General features: G+C 67.1%; 15 protein-coding genes. 5 read left to right on the top strand and 10 right to left on the bottom strand.

The features are described from left to right. Window positions 1-7 precede the first annotated feature (7 nt). The 4 genes from M2319_RS18670 (at window position 8) to M2319_RS18655 (ending at window position 4,159) form a co-directional block, all read left to right on the top strand. Entirely contained in the window at window positions 8-1,018 is a 1,011-nt protein-coding gene (locus tag M2319_RS18670; protein WP_264602980.1) for an ABC transporter ATP-binding protein, read from the top strand. A 44-nt stretch (window positions 1,019-1,062) separates the two neighbouring features. Then, window positions 1,063-1,836, top strand: a complete 774-nt coding sequence (locus M2319_RS18665; RefSeq protein WP_264602979.1) for an L-iditol 2-dehydrogenase — start codon at window positions 1,063-1,065, stop codon at window positions 1,834-1,836. Between the two features lie 171 nt (window positions 1,837-2,007). Beyond that, on the top strand, window positions 2,008-2,937 hold the full coding sequence (locus tag M2319_RS18660; RefSeq protein WP_264602978.1) for a sulfite exporter TauE/SafE family protein: 930 nt from the start codon (window positions 2,008-2,010) through the stop codon (window positions 2,935-2,937). 7 nt (window positions 2,938-2,944) lie between these two features. Continuing rightward, the gene (locus M2319_RS18655) at window positions 2,945-4,159 is read left to right on the top strand and encodes an anaerobic sulfatase maturase (RefSeq protein WP_264602977.1); all 1,215 of its coding nucleotides are present in this window, start codon (window positions 2,945-2,947) and stop codon (window positions 4,157-4,159) included. Window positions 4,160-4,257: 98 nt separating this feature from the next. On the opposite strand, the gene M2319_RS18650 is transcribed toward M2319_RS18655, so the two are convergent. The 9 genes from M2319_RS18650 to M2319_RS18610 form a co-directional block, all read right to left on the bottom strand. After that, window positions 4,258-5,025, bottom strand: a complete 768-nt coding sequence (locus M2319_RS18650; RefSeq protein ID WP_319801799.1) for a L,D-transpeptidase — start codon at window positions 5,023-5,025, stop codon at window positions 4,258-4,260. Window positions 5,026-5,094: 69 nt separating this feature from the next. Further along, window positions 5,095-5,487: a hypothetical protein gene (locus M2319_RS18645; RefSeq protein ID WP_264602976.1), complete on the bottom strand. Its 393-nt coding sequence runs from the start codon at window positions 5,485-5,487 to the stop codon at window positions 5,095-5,097. Window positions 5,488-5,572: 85 nt separating this feature from the next. Further along, the gene (locus M2319_RS18640) at window positions 5,573-6,973 is read right to left on the bottom strand and encodes a multicopper oxidase family protein (RefSeq protein WP_264602975.1); all 1,401 of its coding nucleotides are present in this window, start codon (window positions 6,971-6,973) and stop codon (window positions 5,573-5,575) included. Next, complete coding sequence (locus M2319_RS18635) at window positions 6,970-7,869, bottom strand: cytochrome c (RefSeq protein WP_264602974.1); 900 nt, start codon at window positions 7,867-7,869, stop codon at window positions 6,970-6,972. Before M2319_RS18635 ends, M2319_RS18640 begins: the two co-directional genes overlap by 4 nt. Next, entirely contained in the window at window positions 7,866-8,522 is a 657-nt protein-coding gene (locus M2319_RS18630; RefSeq protein WP_264602973.1) for a c-type cytochrome, read from the bottom strand. The genes M2319_RS18635 and M2319_RS18630 overlap by 4 nt, the downstream gene beginning before the upstream one ends. 58 nt (window positions 8,523-8,580) lie before the next feature. After that, window positions 8,581-8,955 carry a hypothetical protein gene (locus tag M2319_RS18625; protein WP_264602972.1) on the bottom strand — a complete coding sequence of 125 codons (375 nt, stop codon included), beginning with the start codon at window positions 8,953-8,955 and terminating at the stop codon, window positions 8,581-8,583. A gap of 51 nt (window positions 8,956-9,006) precedes the next feature. Next, window positions 9,007-9,390 carry a c-type cytochrome gene (locus M2319_RS18620; protein ID WP_264602971.1) on the bottom strand — a complete coding sequence of 128 codons (384 nt, stop codon included), beginning with the start codon at window positions 9,388-9,390 and terminating at the stop codon, window positions 9,007-9,009. 383 nt (window positions 9,391-9,773) lie between these two features. Continuing rightward, window positions 9,774-11,159 (bottom strand): ATP-binding protein, encoded by a 1,386-nt coding sequence (locus tag M2319_RS18615; protein ID WP_264602970.1) that lies wholly within the window; start codon window positions 11,157-11,159, stop codon window positions 9,774-9,776. Further along, window positions 11,156-11,890 (bottom strand): response regulator, encoded by a 735-nt coding sequence (locus M2319_RS18610; protein WP_264602969.1) that lies wholly within the window; start codon window positions 11,888-11,890, stop codon window positions 11,156-11,158. The genes M2319_RS18615 and M2319_RS18610 overlap by 4 nt, the downstream gene beginning before the upstream one ends. Window positions 11,891-12,060: 170 nt before the next feature. Between M2319_RS18610 and M2319_RS18605 the strand changes: the two genes are divergently transcribed. Continuing rightward, the gene (locus tag M2319_RS18605) at window positions 12,061-12,684 is read left to right on the top strand and encodes an EF-hand domain-containing protein (protein ID WP_264602968.1); all 624 of its coding nucleotides are present in this window, start codon (window positions 12,061-12,063) and stop codon (window positions 12,682-12,684) included. Between the two features lie 264 nt (window positions 12,685-12,948). Here the strand turns inward: M2319_RS18605 and M2319_RS18600 are convergent, their stop codons facing one another. Next, complete coding sequence (locus M2319_RS18600) at window positions 12,949-13,695, bottom strand: IclR family transcriptional regulator (RefSeq protein WP_264602967.1); 747 nt, start codon at window positions 13,693-13,695, stop codon at window positions 12,949-12,951. Window positions 13,696-13,773 lie beyond the last annotated feature (78 nt).

The raw sequence follows: 13,773 nt of genomic DNA, 5'->3' as shown, positions 1-13,773 counted from the left end.
ACGACCCATGGCAGACGTCGAGATAAAGAAGCTGACCAAGCGCTTCGGCGCGGTCGAAGTGATCCCGGAGATGGATCTCGTCATTCCGGACGGCTCGTTCACCGTGCTGGTCGGCCCGTCGGGCTGCGGCAAATCCACCCTGTTGCGGATGATCGCCGGCCTGGAGCTGCAGACCAGCGGCGAGCTCGCGATTGGCGGCGTCGACGTGCGCGGCAAGGACCCCTCCGACCGCGGCATCGCCATGGTCTTCCAGTCCTATGCGCTCTATCCGCACATGACGGTGCGCGAGAACATCTCCTTTGCCCTGCGCCTCGCCAAGGCCGATCCGGCCGAGATCGAGGCCCGGGTCAAGAACGCGGCCGAAATCCTGCAACTGACGCCGCTGCTCGATCGGCGGCCGAAGCAGCTCTCCGGCGGCCAGCGCCAGCGCGTCGCCATCGGCCGCGCCATCGTGCGCAATCCGGAGGTGTTTCTGTTCGACGAGCCGCTCTCCAACCTCGATGCGGCGCTGCGGGTGCAGATGCGCGTGGAGATCATGGAACTGCACGAGCGGCTGAAGACCACCATGGTCTATGTGACGCACGACCAGGTCGAAGCGATGACCATGGCCGACCGCATCGTCGTCTTGAACGAGGGCCGGATCGAGCAGGTCGGCAGTCCGCTGGAACTCTACGACACCCCGCAGACGGCGTTCGTTGCCGGCTTCATCGGCTCGCCGAAGATGAACTTCGTGCGTGGGGATCTCCCCGAACGGCTCGGCGGCGATCTCCTCGGCGTGCGCCCCGAGCACATGACGCTCGGCGAGGGCGATACCGGCTGGACTGCCCGTATTCACCTCCTGGAACAGCTCGGCAGCGACACCTTTGCGCATCTCGACAGCGAGGTCGGCCCGCTCGTCGTGCGCTGCCACCGGGAGGTGGCGGATCTCGTCGGGCGGGACCTGCGTGTTGCCGCCAAACCGGGCATGCTGCACCTCTTCAAGAATGGACGGCGCATCGACGCGCCGGAAACGCTCTAGGCCGGGACGAAAGCCGTCCGGCCGGAAATCGAGGACCGATCGACATGAAACGTTTGGATGGAAAGACAGCGCTGATCACCGGAGCCGCCCGCGGCATCGGGTTTGCCTATGCAAAGGCCTATGTCCGCGAAGGCGCAAGGGTCGCGATCGCCGACATCAACATCGCCAGGGCGCGGGAAGCTGCCGCCGAAATCGGTGAGGCGGCCATCGCCATCGACATGGACGTGACGAAGCAGGAAAGCATCGATGCCGGCGTCGCCGAGGCGGTCGAAAAGCTCGGCCGCATCGACATCCTGATCAACAATGCGGCGCTCTTCACTGCCGCGCCGATCGTGGAGATCACCCGCGAGGACTACGACAAGGTCTTCGCCGTCAACTTCACCGGCGCGGTCTTCACCCTGCAGGCAGTCGCCAAGCACATGATCGCGCGCGGCGGCGGCGGCAAGATCATCAACATGGCAAGCCAGGCCGGGCGCCGCGGCGAGGCGCTGGTTGCGGTCTATTGCGCGACCAAGGCGGCGATGATCTCGTTCACCCAGTCGGCCGGCCTCGACCTCATCAAATACGGCATCAACGTCAACGCCATCGCGCCGGGCGTCGTCGATGGCGAGCACTGGGACGGGGTCGACGGCTTCTTCGCCAAGCTTGAGCACAAGGAGCCCGGCGAAAAGAAGAAAGAGGTCGGCCTCGGTGTTCCCTACGGCCGCATGGGCAAGGCCGAGGACCTCACCGGCATGGCGATCTTCCTCGCCACCAGCGAGGCCGACTACATCGTCTCCCAGTGCTTCAACGTCGATGGCGGGCAGTGGATGAGCTGAGGCGGCGCCGGGGCGTCCGCGCCCTGGAGCGTATTCCCGAACCACAGGTCTGCGACAGCGAAAAGTGGAGGACCGGTTTTCGGATAAGAATACGCGTAAAAACAAAAGGTTAGAGCGTTTCAGGCGATTCCACAATCGCGTGAAATGCTCTAGCAGGGACAGGCGTCGACCGTGCAGATCTACCTTCCCATCGCGGACCTCTCGTTCAACGTCTTCTATCTGGCCGCCCTCGGCGCGTCGGTCGGGTTCCTGTCGCGCCTGTTCGGCGTCGGCGGCGGCTTCCTGCTGACGCCGCTCCTGGTCTTTTCCGGGATTCCCGCGCCGGTCGCGGTCGGCTCGGTCAGCGCCCAGATCGTCGCCGCCTCGACGCCGGGCGCCCTCGCCAACTGGCGTCGCGGCGGCATCGATCTGCACCTGGCGCTCTATCTTTTCCTGTCGGGCGTCATCGGTGCCATCGCCGGCGTTTCGACCTTCGATGCCCTGAGGTCGGCCGGCCAGCTCGACCTCGTCATCGCCGCCTCCTATGTCGTCCTCCTCGGCACGCTCGGCATCCTGATGCTGCGCGAGGCGGTGCATGCCGCGCTCAACCACAGGCACGACACCGACATCCATGCGAAGCTGGCGCGCCATCACAACCGCATCCAGGGCCTGCCGTTGCGGCTGCGGTTCAAGCGCTCCAAGCTCTATATCAGCGTGCTGCCGGTCCTGGTGATCGGTCTCAGCGTCGGCTTCGTGGCGGCGATGCTCGGCACCGGCGGCGGCTTCCTGCTGGTGCCGGCGCTCGTTTATATCCTCAGGGTCCCGGGCTCCGTGGTCATCGGCACGGCGCTCCTTCAGGTGCTGGCGACCCTGGCGGTCTCCACGGTGCTGCATGCCGCGACGTCCTGGAACGTGGACATCGTGCTCGCCTTCTGCCTGATGATCGGCGGCATCTTCGGCGGCCAGTTCGGCGCCGCTGCCGGCCGCCACCTGAAGGGACAGTACTTGCGCGCGCTCCTTGCCCTCCTTGTCCTTGCGGTCGCCATCCGCTTCGCCGCCGGCCTGATCGTGTCGCCGCACGAGGCGTTCACGATCTCAGCCCTGCCGACGCCACGAGGCTGAGCGTCCCATGACCGGACCGCATCCTTTTCATGTCATGGCCAAGCCGATGGGGCCGCGCTGCAACATCGACTGCGCGTACTGCTACTACCTGGAAAAGGAAAAGCTCTATCCGGACGAGAAGCGGTTCCGCATGTCGGACGCCGTGCTGGAGCGCTATGTGCGCGACCTCATCGCGGCAGGAACGCGTATCGGCCAGCGCGAGATCGCATTCGCCTGGCAGGGCGGCGAGCCGACAATGCTCGGCGTCGACTTCTTTGCGCGCGCCGTCGCGCTCCAGAAGGCCCATTGCCCGGCGGGCGTCGCCATCAGCAATTCCTTCCAGACCAACGGTATCCTTCTGGACGACGGCTGGGGCGCGTTCCTTGCCCGCGAGAAATTCCTCGTCGGCATCAGCATCGACGGCCCGCGCCCGATCCACGACCGCTACCGGCGCGACCGGGCCGGGCGCGGCACCTTCGACCGGGTGATGGCGGGGCTTGAGGTGCTCAAGCGCCACGGGGTCGAGTACAACATCCTCACCACCGTCCACCGCGAGAACGCCATCAAGGGCAAGGAGGTCTACAAATTCCTGAAGACCCTCGGCACCCCGCACATCCAGTTCATCCCCATCGTAGAGCGCCGCGCGCCGTCGGGCGGCCTTGCCGCCGCGCCCCAGGTCGATGACGACCCGTCCAACGTCGTCAGCCCGTGGAGCGTCACGCCGCGCGCCTACGGCAAGTTCCTGTGCGAGGTCTTCGACGTCTGGCACCGCAAGGATGTCGGAAAGATCTTCGTCCAGTTCTTCGAGAACCAGGTCGCGCTCTGGATGGGTCACCCGGCCTTGCTGTGCGTCTTTGCCGAGACCTGCGGCAACGCCCTTGCCATGGAGCACAATGGCGATCTCTTCGCCTGCGACCACTTCGTCTATCCGGAATTCAGGCTCGGCAACATCCTGGAAGCGCCGCTCGGCGACCTGGCGTGGTCGGACAAGACAGAGGCTTTCGGCAACGCCAAGCGCGACACCCTGACGGCCCAATGCCGCGCCTGCGACTTCCGCTTTGCCTGCAATGGCGGCTGCCCCAAGCACCGCATCCTCACGTCGAAAGACGGCGAGAAGGGGCACAACTATTTCTGCGAAAGCTACACCATGTTCTTCCGCCATGCCGGCGACCGGCTCCGCGAGATCGCGGCCGCGCTCGGGCGGTTTCCGCGCCACGGTGCGAGCAATCCCCATCGCGGTTGAGCCGTGCGAAAGGCTCCGCGCCCTTAGTCTCGGCCGCGATTCCGTCCGCCGAACGATGGCGAAGAGGCGCGTCCGTCGCGGCGGACGCGCCGCCTGCCTCACGCCACGATGATCGGCGTGTCGGGCGGGACACGGTCGTAGAGGTCGATGACGTCCTGGTTGAGGAGCCGCACGCAGCCGCTGGAGACGGCACGGCCGATGCTCCAGGCCTCCGCCGTGCCGTGGATGCGGTAGAGCGTGTCGACCTTACCCTCAAAGATGTAGAGCGCGCGAGCGCCGAGCGGGTTGCCGAGCCCCGGCGCCATGCCGCCGTTCTTGGCGCTGTAGGGGGCGAGTTCCGGCTGGCGCGCGATCATCTCGTCCGGCGGCGTCCAGGTCGGCCATTCCTTCTTCCAGGCGATCCGCGCCCGGCCGGACCAGGCAAAGCCGGCGCGCCCGAGGCCGACGCCGTAGCGCCGGGCCATGCCGTTTTCCTGCACCAGGTAGAGATAGAAATTGGCGGTATCCACATAGACCGTGCCCGGCGGCGCCCCCGTCGGGTCCGGCACGGTCGCGCGGTAGTACCGCGCATCGACCTTCTTCAGATCGACGGCCGGGATCGGGAACGGCTCTTCCGGCATCGCCCGGTACATCATGGCCGCATTCCGCTCAGTCAGTTCTTCGGCGGTCGGTCCTTGCTGCCGCGGCGGCCGGATGGCGCAGCCGGCAAGCAAGAGGCCGGCGGCGCTGGCGCTGCCGGTGAGGAACATGCGCCGCGCCGGCGAGGGCGGTGCGGTTCCGGCGCAGGCGGTGTCATGGTGCGGGGCGGGCGACCGGGCCTGGTCGCCCGTCTGTCGGGCGCCGGTCGATACAATTCGGCAGGGCATTCTACTCTCCTGAAGACAACGCGGTTTCCGGCACGGCTGGGCGCCGGCCGGGCTTGAAGGACGAAGGTCTCAGGAGGAAACGCGCGGGGGATGAAAAGGATGCGGTGAGCCGCGCCCCGGCGGCATCCGCACCTGCGCGACCGCGAAACGCGCCGGGATCTGCCGCGTCCGCACGGCGATGTCGCCGGCCGGAAGGCTGTGGTCGGACGTGCAGGCGCTGCGGGGCATTGCCGGGCCGCCGGTGTAGGGCCGGCAGCGGGACGACGCCCGCACGGCCGCGCCGGCGGATTTCCCGGTGGCACGGGCCTGCCGTTCGGCCCCGTCCCGGCCGGAACCGGCACCCTGATCGCCAACGCCGGCCACGGTCGCCAAAGGCAGCATCGCGGCCATGGCGAACCGGTGGGCGACGCCGTTGGCGAGCAAGGCAACGACCAGCAGGAGAACGACAACACTTCTCTTCATGGCCGCCTTCTATCCCATCCCGGCCCCCGGGCCGAACTGACATCGCGGTCAAACATCCGTGATCGGCGCCCCGGCATCGCGGTCGTCAGGTGACCTCGAACCACGTCGTCATGCCGGCCGCCGCGTGTTCCAGCATGTGGCAGTGGTAGAGCCATTTGCCGGGATTATCGGCGACGAAGGCGATCCGTGTCGTCTGCTCCGGCCCGATCAGGAAGGTGTCGCGCCACGGCGTTTCCGCGACCTCGCTGCCGCTGCGGTCGATGACCTGGAAGTGGTGGCCGTGGGTATGCATGGCGTGCGGAAAGGCGGTCTGGTTGACCGTGTCGATGACGACGGTCTCGCCGCGCTTCACGGAGAAGAACGGCTCGTCCGGGAAGTTGGTGATGCCGTTGAAGCCCCACATCCGCCGCGACTCCATCATCACCTGGCGGGTGATCGGCTTGCCCTCATAGGTGAGATGGCCGATCCGGCCCATCGCCCCGCCTTCCATCAACAGCTTGAAGTGCTTTGCCGCGGAAAGGTCCGGCACCGGCAGGTCGGTCCCGGGGATCGCCGGCAGGGCGGGCGCTGCGGCGCTTCCATTGGCGACGCGGAAGGTCGCGAAGGGGTACGGCTTCTCCTTGTCCTCGGTCTCCAGGGAAATCGGCACCGACCCCGGCCGGTCGAACGTCAACACAAGGTCGACGCGTTGCGCCGGTCCGATGAGGTGCGGGCTGTAGTCGAGCTTGCGTGCCTCGCCGACGGGCTGGCCGTCATAGGCAATGACTTTGCCGCCGACGCGGTTGGGGTCGAAATAGAGGATGCGCGAATTGCAGGCATTGAGGAGGCGGACGCGATACCAGCGCCCGGTCTCTACGGCGACGTCGGGCCGGGTCACCCCATTGACGGTCAGCCGGTTGCCGGTGCGTCCGCCGTGGCTCCAGTCCATCATGTTGCCGAGGCTCGCCACATCGAAGCGCCCGCTGTCATCAAGGAGCCAGTCGTCGAGGACGAAGGAGATGTCGGCCTCCGGCGCAAAAAGCGGCTCGTCTTCGTCGACGACGAGAAGGCCGTAGAGGCCGCGCGCGACCTCGTTCCAGCTCTTGTTGTGGGCGTGGTACCAGTAGGTTCCGGCATCCGGCACCGTGAAGACGTAGTCGAAGCTCTCGCCGGGCTCGACCGCGTCCTGGGTGAGGCCCGAGACGCCGTCCATGGCGTTATCGATGCGGATGCCGTGCCAGTGCACCGAGGTGGGCTCGTCGAGCGCGTTGCGAAAGCGGATGCGGAGGGTTTCGCCGCGTTTGGCCCGGATAATGGGGCCCGGCACTGTGCCGTCATAGCCCCACAGGTCGCTCGTCGGGCCGTCCGGATCGGCGAGCTTGATCTTTGCCTTGCGCGCCGTCAGCTCGCGAAAGCCGTCGGCGGCCGTGGCGCCGACCGTCAGGAAGGGTGCTGCCGCGAACGCTGCGGCGGTTTGTTTGAGAAAGGCGCGACGATCGATCGTCATGGCTGTTCTTCGTCCTCGTCAAGGAGATAGGTGGCGATGGCCTTGCGGTCGCCCGCGGTGAGAAACGACGTGCCGTGGCGGACGACGTCGCCCATCGACCCGCCGAAGGCATCGCCGTCGGGCGCAAGGCCGGTCTTCAGGGCATAGGCGATGTCGTTGTGCGTCCAGCCGTTTCGTTTGAGGGCGGCCGTCGTGATCGGCGGCGACTTGCCGCCGTCCGGAAGGGCGTCCGAGCCGTGCAGGGCGAGCTCCGCGTCGCGGGCGCCGGCAAAATTGCGCGGCGTGTGGCAGGCCCCGCAATGGGCCGGACCTTTGACGATGTAGCGGCCGCGCCGCCAAGCATCGCTGCGGTCCGGCGCTTCCGCCAATCCGGCATCGGAAAGGAACGCGGCCCGCCACAGCTTCACGCCGCTGCGAAAGCCGTAGGGGAACGATAGTTCGTGCGGCTTCGACGGCTCGGCGACGGCGGGAACGGTCCGGAACGCGGCCCACAGGTCGGCGATGTCCTTATCGGACAGCACCGCGTAGAACGGATAGGGGAAGGCCGGGTAGTAGGGATCCCCGTCCGGCGACACGCCCTGGCGCACGGCGCGGGCGAAATCCTCGATCGACCAGCCGCCGATGCCGTGGTCTGCATCGCGCGTCAGGTTCGGCGAGAAGAAGGTTCCGAACCGGGTCTTGAGCGCCAGCCCGCCGGCGAGCGGCTTGCCGCCGCCCTTCACGTCCGTGTGGCAGGCGATGCAGCCGGCCATGCGCGCCAGATAGGCGCCGCGCCGGGCATCGCCGTTGCGCTCGGCGAGCGTGACCGCGGTGCCGATCGGCCAGACCGACAGCCCGACCGCCCCGGCGCCGGCGAGTACCAGGACCAGGGCGGCAACGCCAATCGCCGTCTTCATTCCTTGTCGCGCCGGAACTCGGTATGGCAGGACGAGCAGGTCTGGACGACCATGTTGAAGACGCCCTCGGCCGGCATGGCGGCCAGCATCTCCGGCGTCGGCATGCCCGAACCATCCATCATCGAACCATCCATCATCGACTGGCCGCCCATCATCGAACCGTCCATCATGGACCCGTCGCCCATCATGGCGCCCGGCTCCATCATCGTGCCGTCCGAGCCCATCATGCTGCCGGGCTCCATCATGTGGCCGCCGGAGCCGTCCTCTCCGGGGCCGTTGTCGGCCGCCTCGGCAAGGCCCTCGCTGAGAACTTTCAGCCGGTTGGCGAGGTCCTCGAACCGGTCCCGGTCGTTCCAGATCTTCGGCAGCGCTTCGGAGGGCGCGTGGTCGGTTCCTTCCGGAAACATCTTGACAAGCGCGGCGCCTGAATGGGCGTTGATGGTCTCTGCCGCTTTCCGGACGGTGGCCAAATCGTAAGGCGCTTCGCCCTTGAACATGGCGGACGTCGCCTTGACGGCCTTGCCCATCTCCTTCATGGCGTCCATGCGGTCCTTGACGACGCCTTCGGCGCCGCCATGGGCGAATGCCGCCGCGATGGACAGCGAGAGGGCCGCGGGGACGAGCCCCCCGGCGAAAAGGGTCTTCTTTGTCACGATAAGAGTCCTGTCTTGATGTCTGGGAGGCGGCTTTGTCGGCCGCGACGTTTCTCGACTAGGAGGACAGGAGACGGGGAGGGGGCGGGTCGAGCACATGGAGCCGGCCGGTGAAATCGGCCGCCGGGACGTGCTCGTGGATGGCGCCGGCGCTGGGGCCGAAGCGGAAATGCACCGGGACGATGCCGAGGATGGAAGCGCCGCAATGGACGGAGGATTCGCCCATGCCGTCCTTCTTATTGCCGTGCTGATGGGGGCAGGAATGCCCGCCGCAATCGGACGTGCCGTGGACCGCGTGGTCGTGGACCTCTTGTCCATGAACCTCAGGGCCGTCGCCGGACAGATGCGTTTGGATCTCCGCGGCATGCGTGAAGGTCGCGCCGGAAAGCACGAAGCAGGCCATCGACGCCAGCACGATCAGCCTGTGCAGCATCCGGGCCTTCGGTCCGTGGGGTGTCCGGCGGTGGCGCATCATGGCTGAGCCCTAAAGGATTCCGTTTTCCTTTTGAAGCTCACGCACATACACAATTATGCGATTGATCTCCTCTGCCGTGACCTCAGGTTGCGGCGGCATGTTGCCGAAGCGCCAGTGATGCGCCCGAACGCCCGCCTTGGCGGCCGTCCTGAACGCGTAGTCCGGATGGTGGCCGGGCCGGTAGATGTTGTGAACGAGCGGCGGCCCGTTCTCCGTGCCGCTTGCGTTCTCGCCGTGGCAGGACACGCAATTGGCCTCAAAGTCGCGCGCGCCGAGGGCGGCGACCTGGCTGAACTCCGGCACCTTGACGTCGACGATCGTGACGGCCGGGTCCGAGGTGCTGTTGCCGACATAGAGCCGGACGCCGACGACCACCAGGACGAAGGCTGACATTATGATCCAGAAGGACTTGTTCATCGTTCCTCATCTGCCATAGGGGTTGATGTGCTCCCCGCGCGGCTGTGCAAGAACCGTCCGTAGAGGCGGTTCAGTTCGCGCAGTTCCGGCGAGGAAAATCCGATCTTTCGGGACGTCGCGACAAAATCGGCGCCGATGGAGCCGGGCATCAGGGCGCTTTGCTTGGTGTCTCGCTCTGTCATCCGATCCGGCGGCAACGTCGTTCCGAAAGCGTCGAATTCGCACGAAGCGACCCTAGACCTTCCGGTAACTGGAAGATCAAGAGGGGTTCTGGCGCGGAAAAACGGGATTGCGTGGCACGGCGACCGGCATCCGCGCGCGGGCCGTCACTGCAGGGATCTGGATGTTTTTCCTGAGGTTCAGTGCCCGTCGCGGGCGAGCGGCACGACGATCGTTGCCGCAAGGCCGCCTTCGGCGCGATTGGCGAGCGTTATGTCGCCGCCATGGGCGCGCAGGATGTCGCGGGCGATCGACAGGCCGAGGCCGGTGCCGCCGGTCTCGCGCGAGCGGGAGGCCTCCAGCCGCACGAACGGGTCGAACACATGCTCCAGCGCGTCCGGGGCGATGCCGGGGCCGTCGTCCATGACGACAAGCCGTGCATCGCCGCCGGCCGCCTCCAGCCTGACGGCCGCACCGCCGCCATAGCGCTGGGCGTTTTCAAGGACGTTGCGCAGGGCGCGCCGCATGGCCGTGCGCCGCGCGCGAACGGAGAGGGGAGGCGCCGGCTCGACGGTCACCGAAGGACCCGCTTCCGAGACTTCGGCGGCGAGATCGTCGACGAGGGACGTCAAATCGACGGTCTCCGTCTCTTCGTCGCTTGCGATGCCCCGTGCATAGGCAAGGGTCGCCTCGACCATCTCCTGCATTTCGTCGAGGATGGCGACCATGCGGTCGTGCGTCTCCGCGTCGTCGACCATTTCGGCGCGCAGGCGCAGCGCCGTGATCGGCGAGCGCAGGTCGTGGCCGAGGGCGGCCAGCATGCGCGTGCGGTCGGAAATAAGCCGCGTCAGCCGGTCCTGCATGTCGCTGAACGCCTCCGACAGCGCCCGCACCTCGCGCGGGCCGGACGCCGGCAGCGGCGGCAAGTCCTCGCCGCGCCCGAGCCGGTCGGCGGCAACGGCGAGGCGCCGCAACGGTCCGGTGATCCGGCTGAGCCCGAACCAAAGCGCGGCGACGACGCCGGCGACCGACAGCACGGTGGTGAGCAGGAAGCCGGGCGGCCGCTGCAGGCCCGGGCGCCGGACGCGGGTCGCCATGTTCAGCCAGCCGCCCGTCGAAAGGGGTACGGAGACCTGCATCCGCACTGGCCCGAAGCCCATCATCCGCTGGTGCATCCCGCGCGGCATGTCGGGGGGCACCACCGAACGCCCGCCCGGACCGGTCCGCACGAGCGAGGCCCGGATATCGCGGTCCACCGCGTCGCCGAGAAGGGAGCGAATCCGCCCGGCAATACCAGGCGCATCGTCGTCGCCGTCGGAAACCTCCGGCTCGGCATCGATCGAGAACCGGGCAGACGGAGAGCTTGCCGCCGCAAGGATCGCCGCGCGCGCATCCGGCCGCGCCTGTTCGATCAGCCGGACCACCGTGGCAACCCGGTCCGCCGTCTCAAGGCCGATGGCGGCGCGCAGGGCATGGCCGCGCTCGTCGGCAAACAGCCAGATGCTGACGGCCTGCGCCGCGACCAGGGCGGCAAGGATCAAGAGCACCAGTTGCCCGAGAAGGCTGCGCGGCAGGAGCCATTTCATGACAGCACCTCGACATCGGCGGCAAGGCTGTAGCCGCCGGCGCGGACCGTGGTGATGATCTCCGGCTTTGACGGTGTGGGCTCGATCTTGCGCCGGAGGCGGCTCACCTGGTTGTCGATGGTGCGGTCGAACACCTCCGCGGTCCGCCCGCTGGTCAGGTCCAGGAGCTGTTCGCGCGACAACACGAAGCGCGGCCGCTCCAGGAACACGGTGAGGAGCTTGAATTCCGCCGTCGTCAGGCTCACTTCCGTGTCGTCCCCGCCGCGGGTGAGGACGCGCCGGTCGGTGTCCAGCACCCAGCCGGCAAAGGCCAGCCGCCGGCCGCCGAGGCTGCCGGCGAGCGGTTCGCGCCGCTCCGTGCGGCGCAGGATCGCCTTGATGCGCGCCAGCAGTTCGCGCGGGCTGAAGGGCTTGGCGAGGTAGTCGTCGGCGCCGATTTCCAGCCCGACCACCCGGTCCGTCTCCTCCGACAGCGCGCTCAGCATGAGGATCGGCGGGCCGCCCGCCGCGGTCAGCCGCTTGGCGGCCGACAGGCCGTCCTCGCCCGGCATCATGACGTCGAGCACGATAACATCGAAGCGGCCGGCCTTCAGGCAGGCATCCATCTCCGCCGCGTTTTGCGCCGAGGTCACCCTGAGGCCGTTCTTTTCAAGATAGCGCGCGACCGCATCGCGGATCTCGCGGTGGTCGTCGACGACGAGGACGTGGGGGCTGAAGGGCTGCTCGGTCATGGCCGCACTATAGCGAGGCGCCGGCGGCATCGAAAAAGATTGTGTCGCGGTTCGTATCAGGCCGGCATTTTGCGACAGACCGATACAAAACGCCCGTCTTGCCGGCATGCTTCTGCGACAGACGCCCCCCAGTTTTCCGTCATCGAAACACAAACACACGAGGTGATGTGATGAAACGGAAAACGATCCTTGCCCTCAGCCTTGTCACCGCGACCGTGGTCGGTGGCGCCTTCGCAATCCCGGCGCTCGCCGGCGGCTGGGGCCCCGGCAACTGCGGCGGCGGCATGCGCGGCCCCGGTGCGTGGGGCCATGGAGCGTGGGGCCCCGGAACGGGCGGTCCCGGCGCCATGATGCAGCAGCAGGGCGGCATGCCCGGCGGCCAGTGGGGCAACATGCCCGGCCCGCGCGGGCGCGCCATGCACGGCCGCATGGGCTTTGGTCCGCGCGGCGGCATGGGCCCGATGAACAGCGCCGTCTTCCGCGCCTTCGACACGGACAAGGACGGCACCGTCAGCGCCGACGAGATCGAGAAGGGCGTCGCCTCGCTGCAGAAGAAGTTCGACACCGACGGCAACGGCACCCTGTCCTTCCCCGAGTTCCAGGCACTCCACGCCGAGGTGACCCGCGACTTCGCCAGGCGCCCGTTCCAGATGATGGACCGCAATGCGGACGGTCAGGTCAGTGCCGACGAGCTGCGGTTCCCGGCCCAGATGCTGGCGCGGTTCGCGCCCTACGATATCGGCGCCGGCGACACCATCGGCACCCCGCCAGCCGACGCCCCGGACGCCAAGTAACAGGGCCGCAAGAAAGAGAAGCGGGCGCGGCGATGCCGTGCCCGCGCTCCGCCGGCCCCGGCGCATCGAAAGGATTGCGCAGCCGGCGACATTGCCCAGGAAACAAGGAGATTTCGCCATGATGAATGGTGGGTATGGAATGATGAGCGGATTTGGCATGGGCTTCGGATGGATCGGCGGACTGCTGATCCTCATAGCCGCCGTCCTGGCGATCGCCGCGCTCGTCAAATATCTGCGCAGTTGAAGCAGCCGGGCCTCATCCCGTCACTTGTTCAGCCAATAGTAGTCACGGGTCAGGGCCGCCGCCTGGCGGGCGCTGTTGACCAGGGCCATGGCGATCTCGCGGCGTTTTTCCCGGCTCACCAGGTCGGCGTGATAGGAGAGTGAATAGCCGATCAACTGGCTGGAAAGCGGGCTCACCACGGCGACGCCGAGGCCGTGGGCGCCGGGCACGGAGGTCTTGGTGGCCTCGGCCCAGCCCTGCGAGCGGATGACGGCGATTTCCTTCAGGAACTCGCCCATCCTCGCCGGCCGGTCCTTCGGATATTTGGTGAAGAAGCCCTCGATTTCCGCATCCGTCCGGCGCGCCAGAAGCGCCTTGCCGAAGGACAGGTAGGTCACCGGATAGCGCCGCCCGACCTCGATCCTGTAGCGCACCGCATCGACGCCCATATGCTTGCGCATGGCGACGATCTCGCCGTCGTTGAGAAGCCCGATATAGCCGGTGCAGCCCGTCTGCTTGACCAGGTCGCGCACGATCCGGTCGACGATCTCGATGATGTCGAAACGCATCTGGTAGATCGAGCCGAGCTGGAAGAGCAGGTAGCCAGGACTGTAGCAGCGGGTGTCGGCATTCCGTTGCAGCAGCCCGAGCTGGGCCATTTCCTTCATCAACCGCGATATGGAGCTTTTCGGCAGCGCGAGTTTCTCGGCGACGAAGGAGACCGATAACTCCGTATTTTCGGTCGCGAAACAGGCCAGAATCGAGGCGGCCTTGGAGATTGAGGACACGATAAGTTCCATATATTGCAACTATGTTCCATTATGTTTGACTCGTTTTGGTCGCGTTGACCAGTCTGACGGGGTCCT

The organism is Rhodobium gokarnense, from assembly GCF_025961475.1.
GTDB classification, from domain to species: domain Bacteria; phylum Pseudomonadota; class Alphaproteobacteria; order Rhizobiales; family Rhodobiaceae; genus Rhodobium; species Rhodobium gokarnense.
The sequence above is the reverse complement of the archived record's forward strand: the minus strand, read 5'-3'. Positions and strand labels throughout refer to the sequence as shown.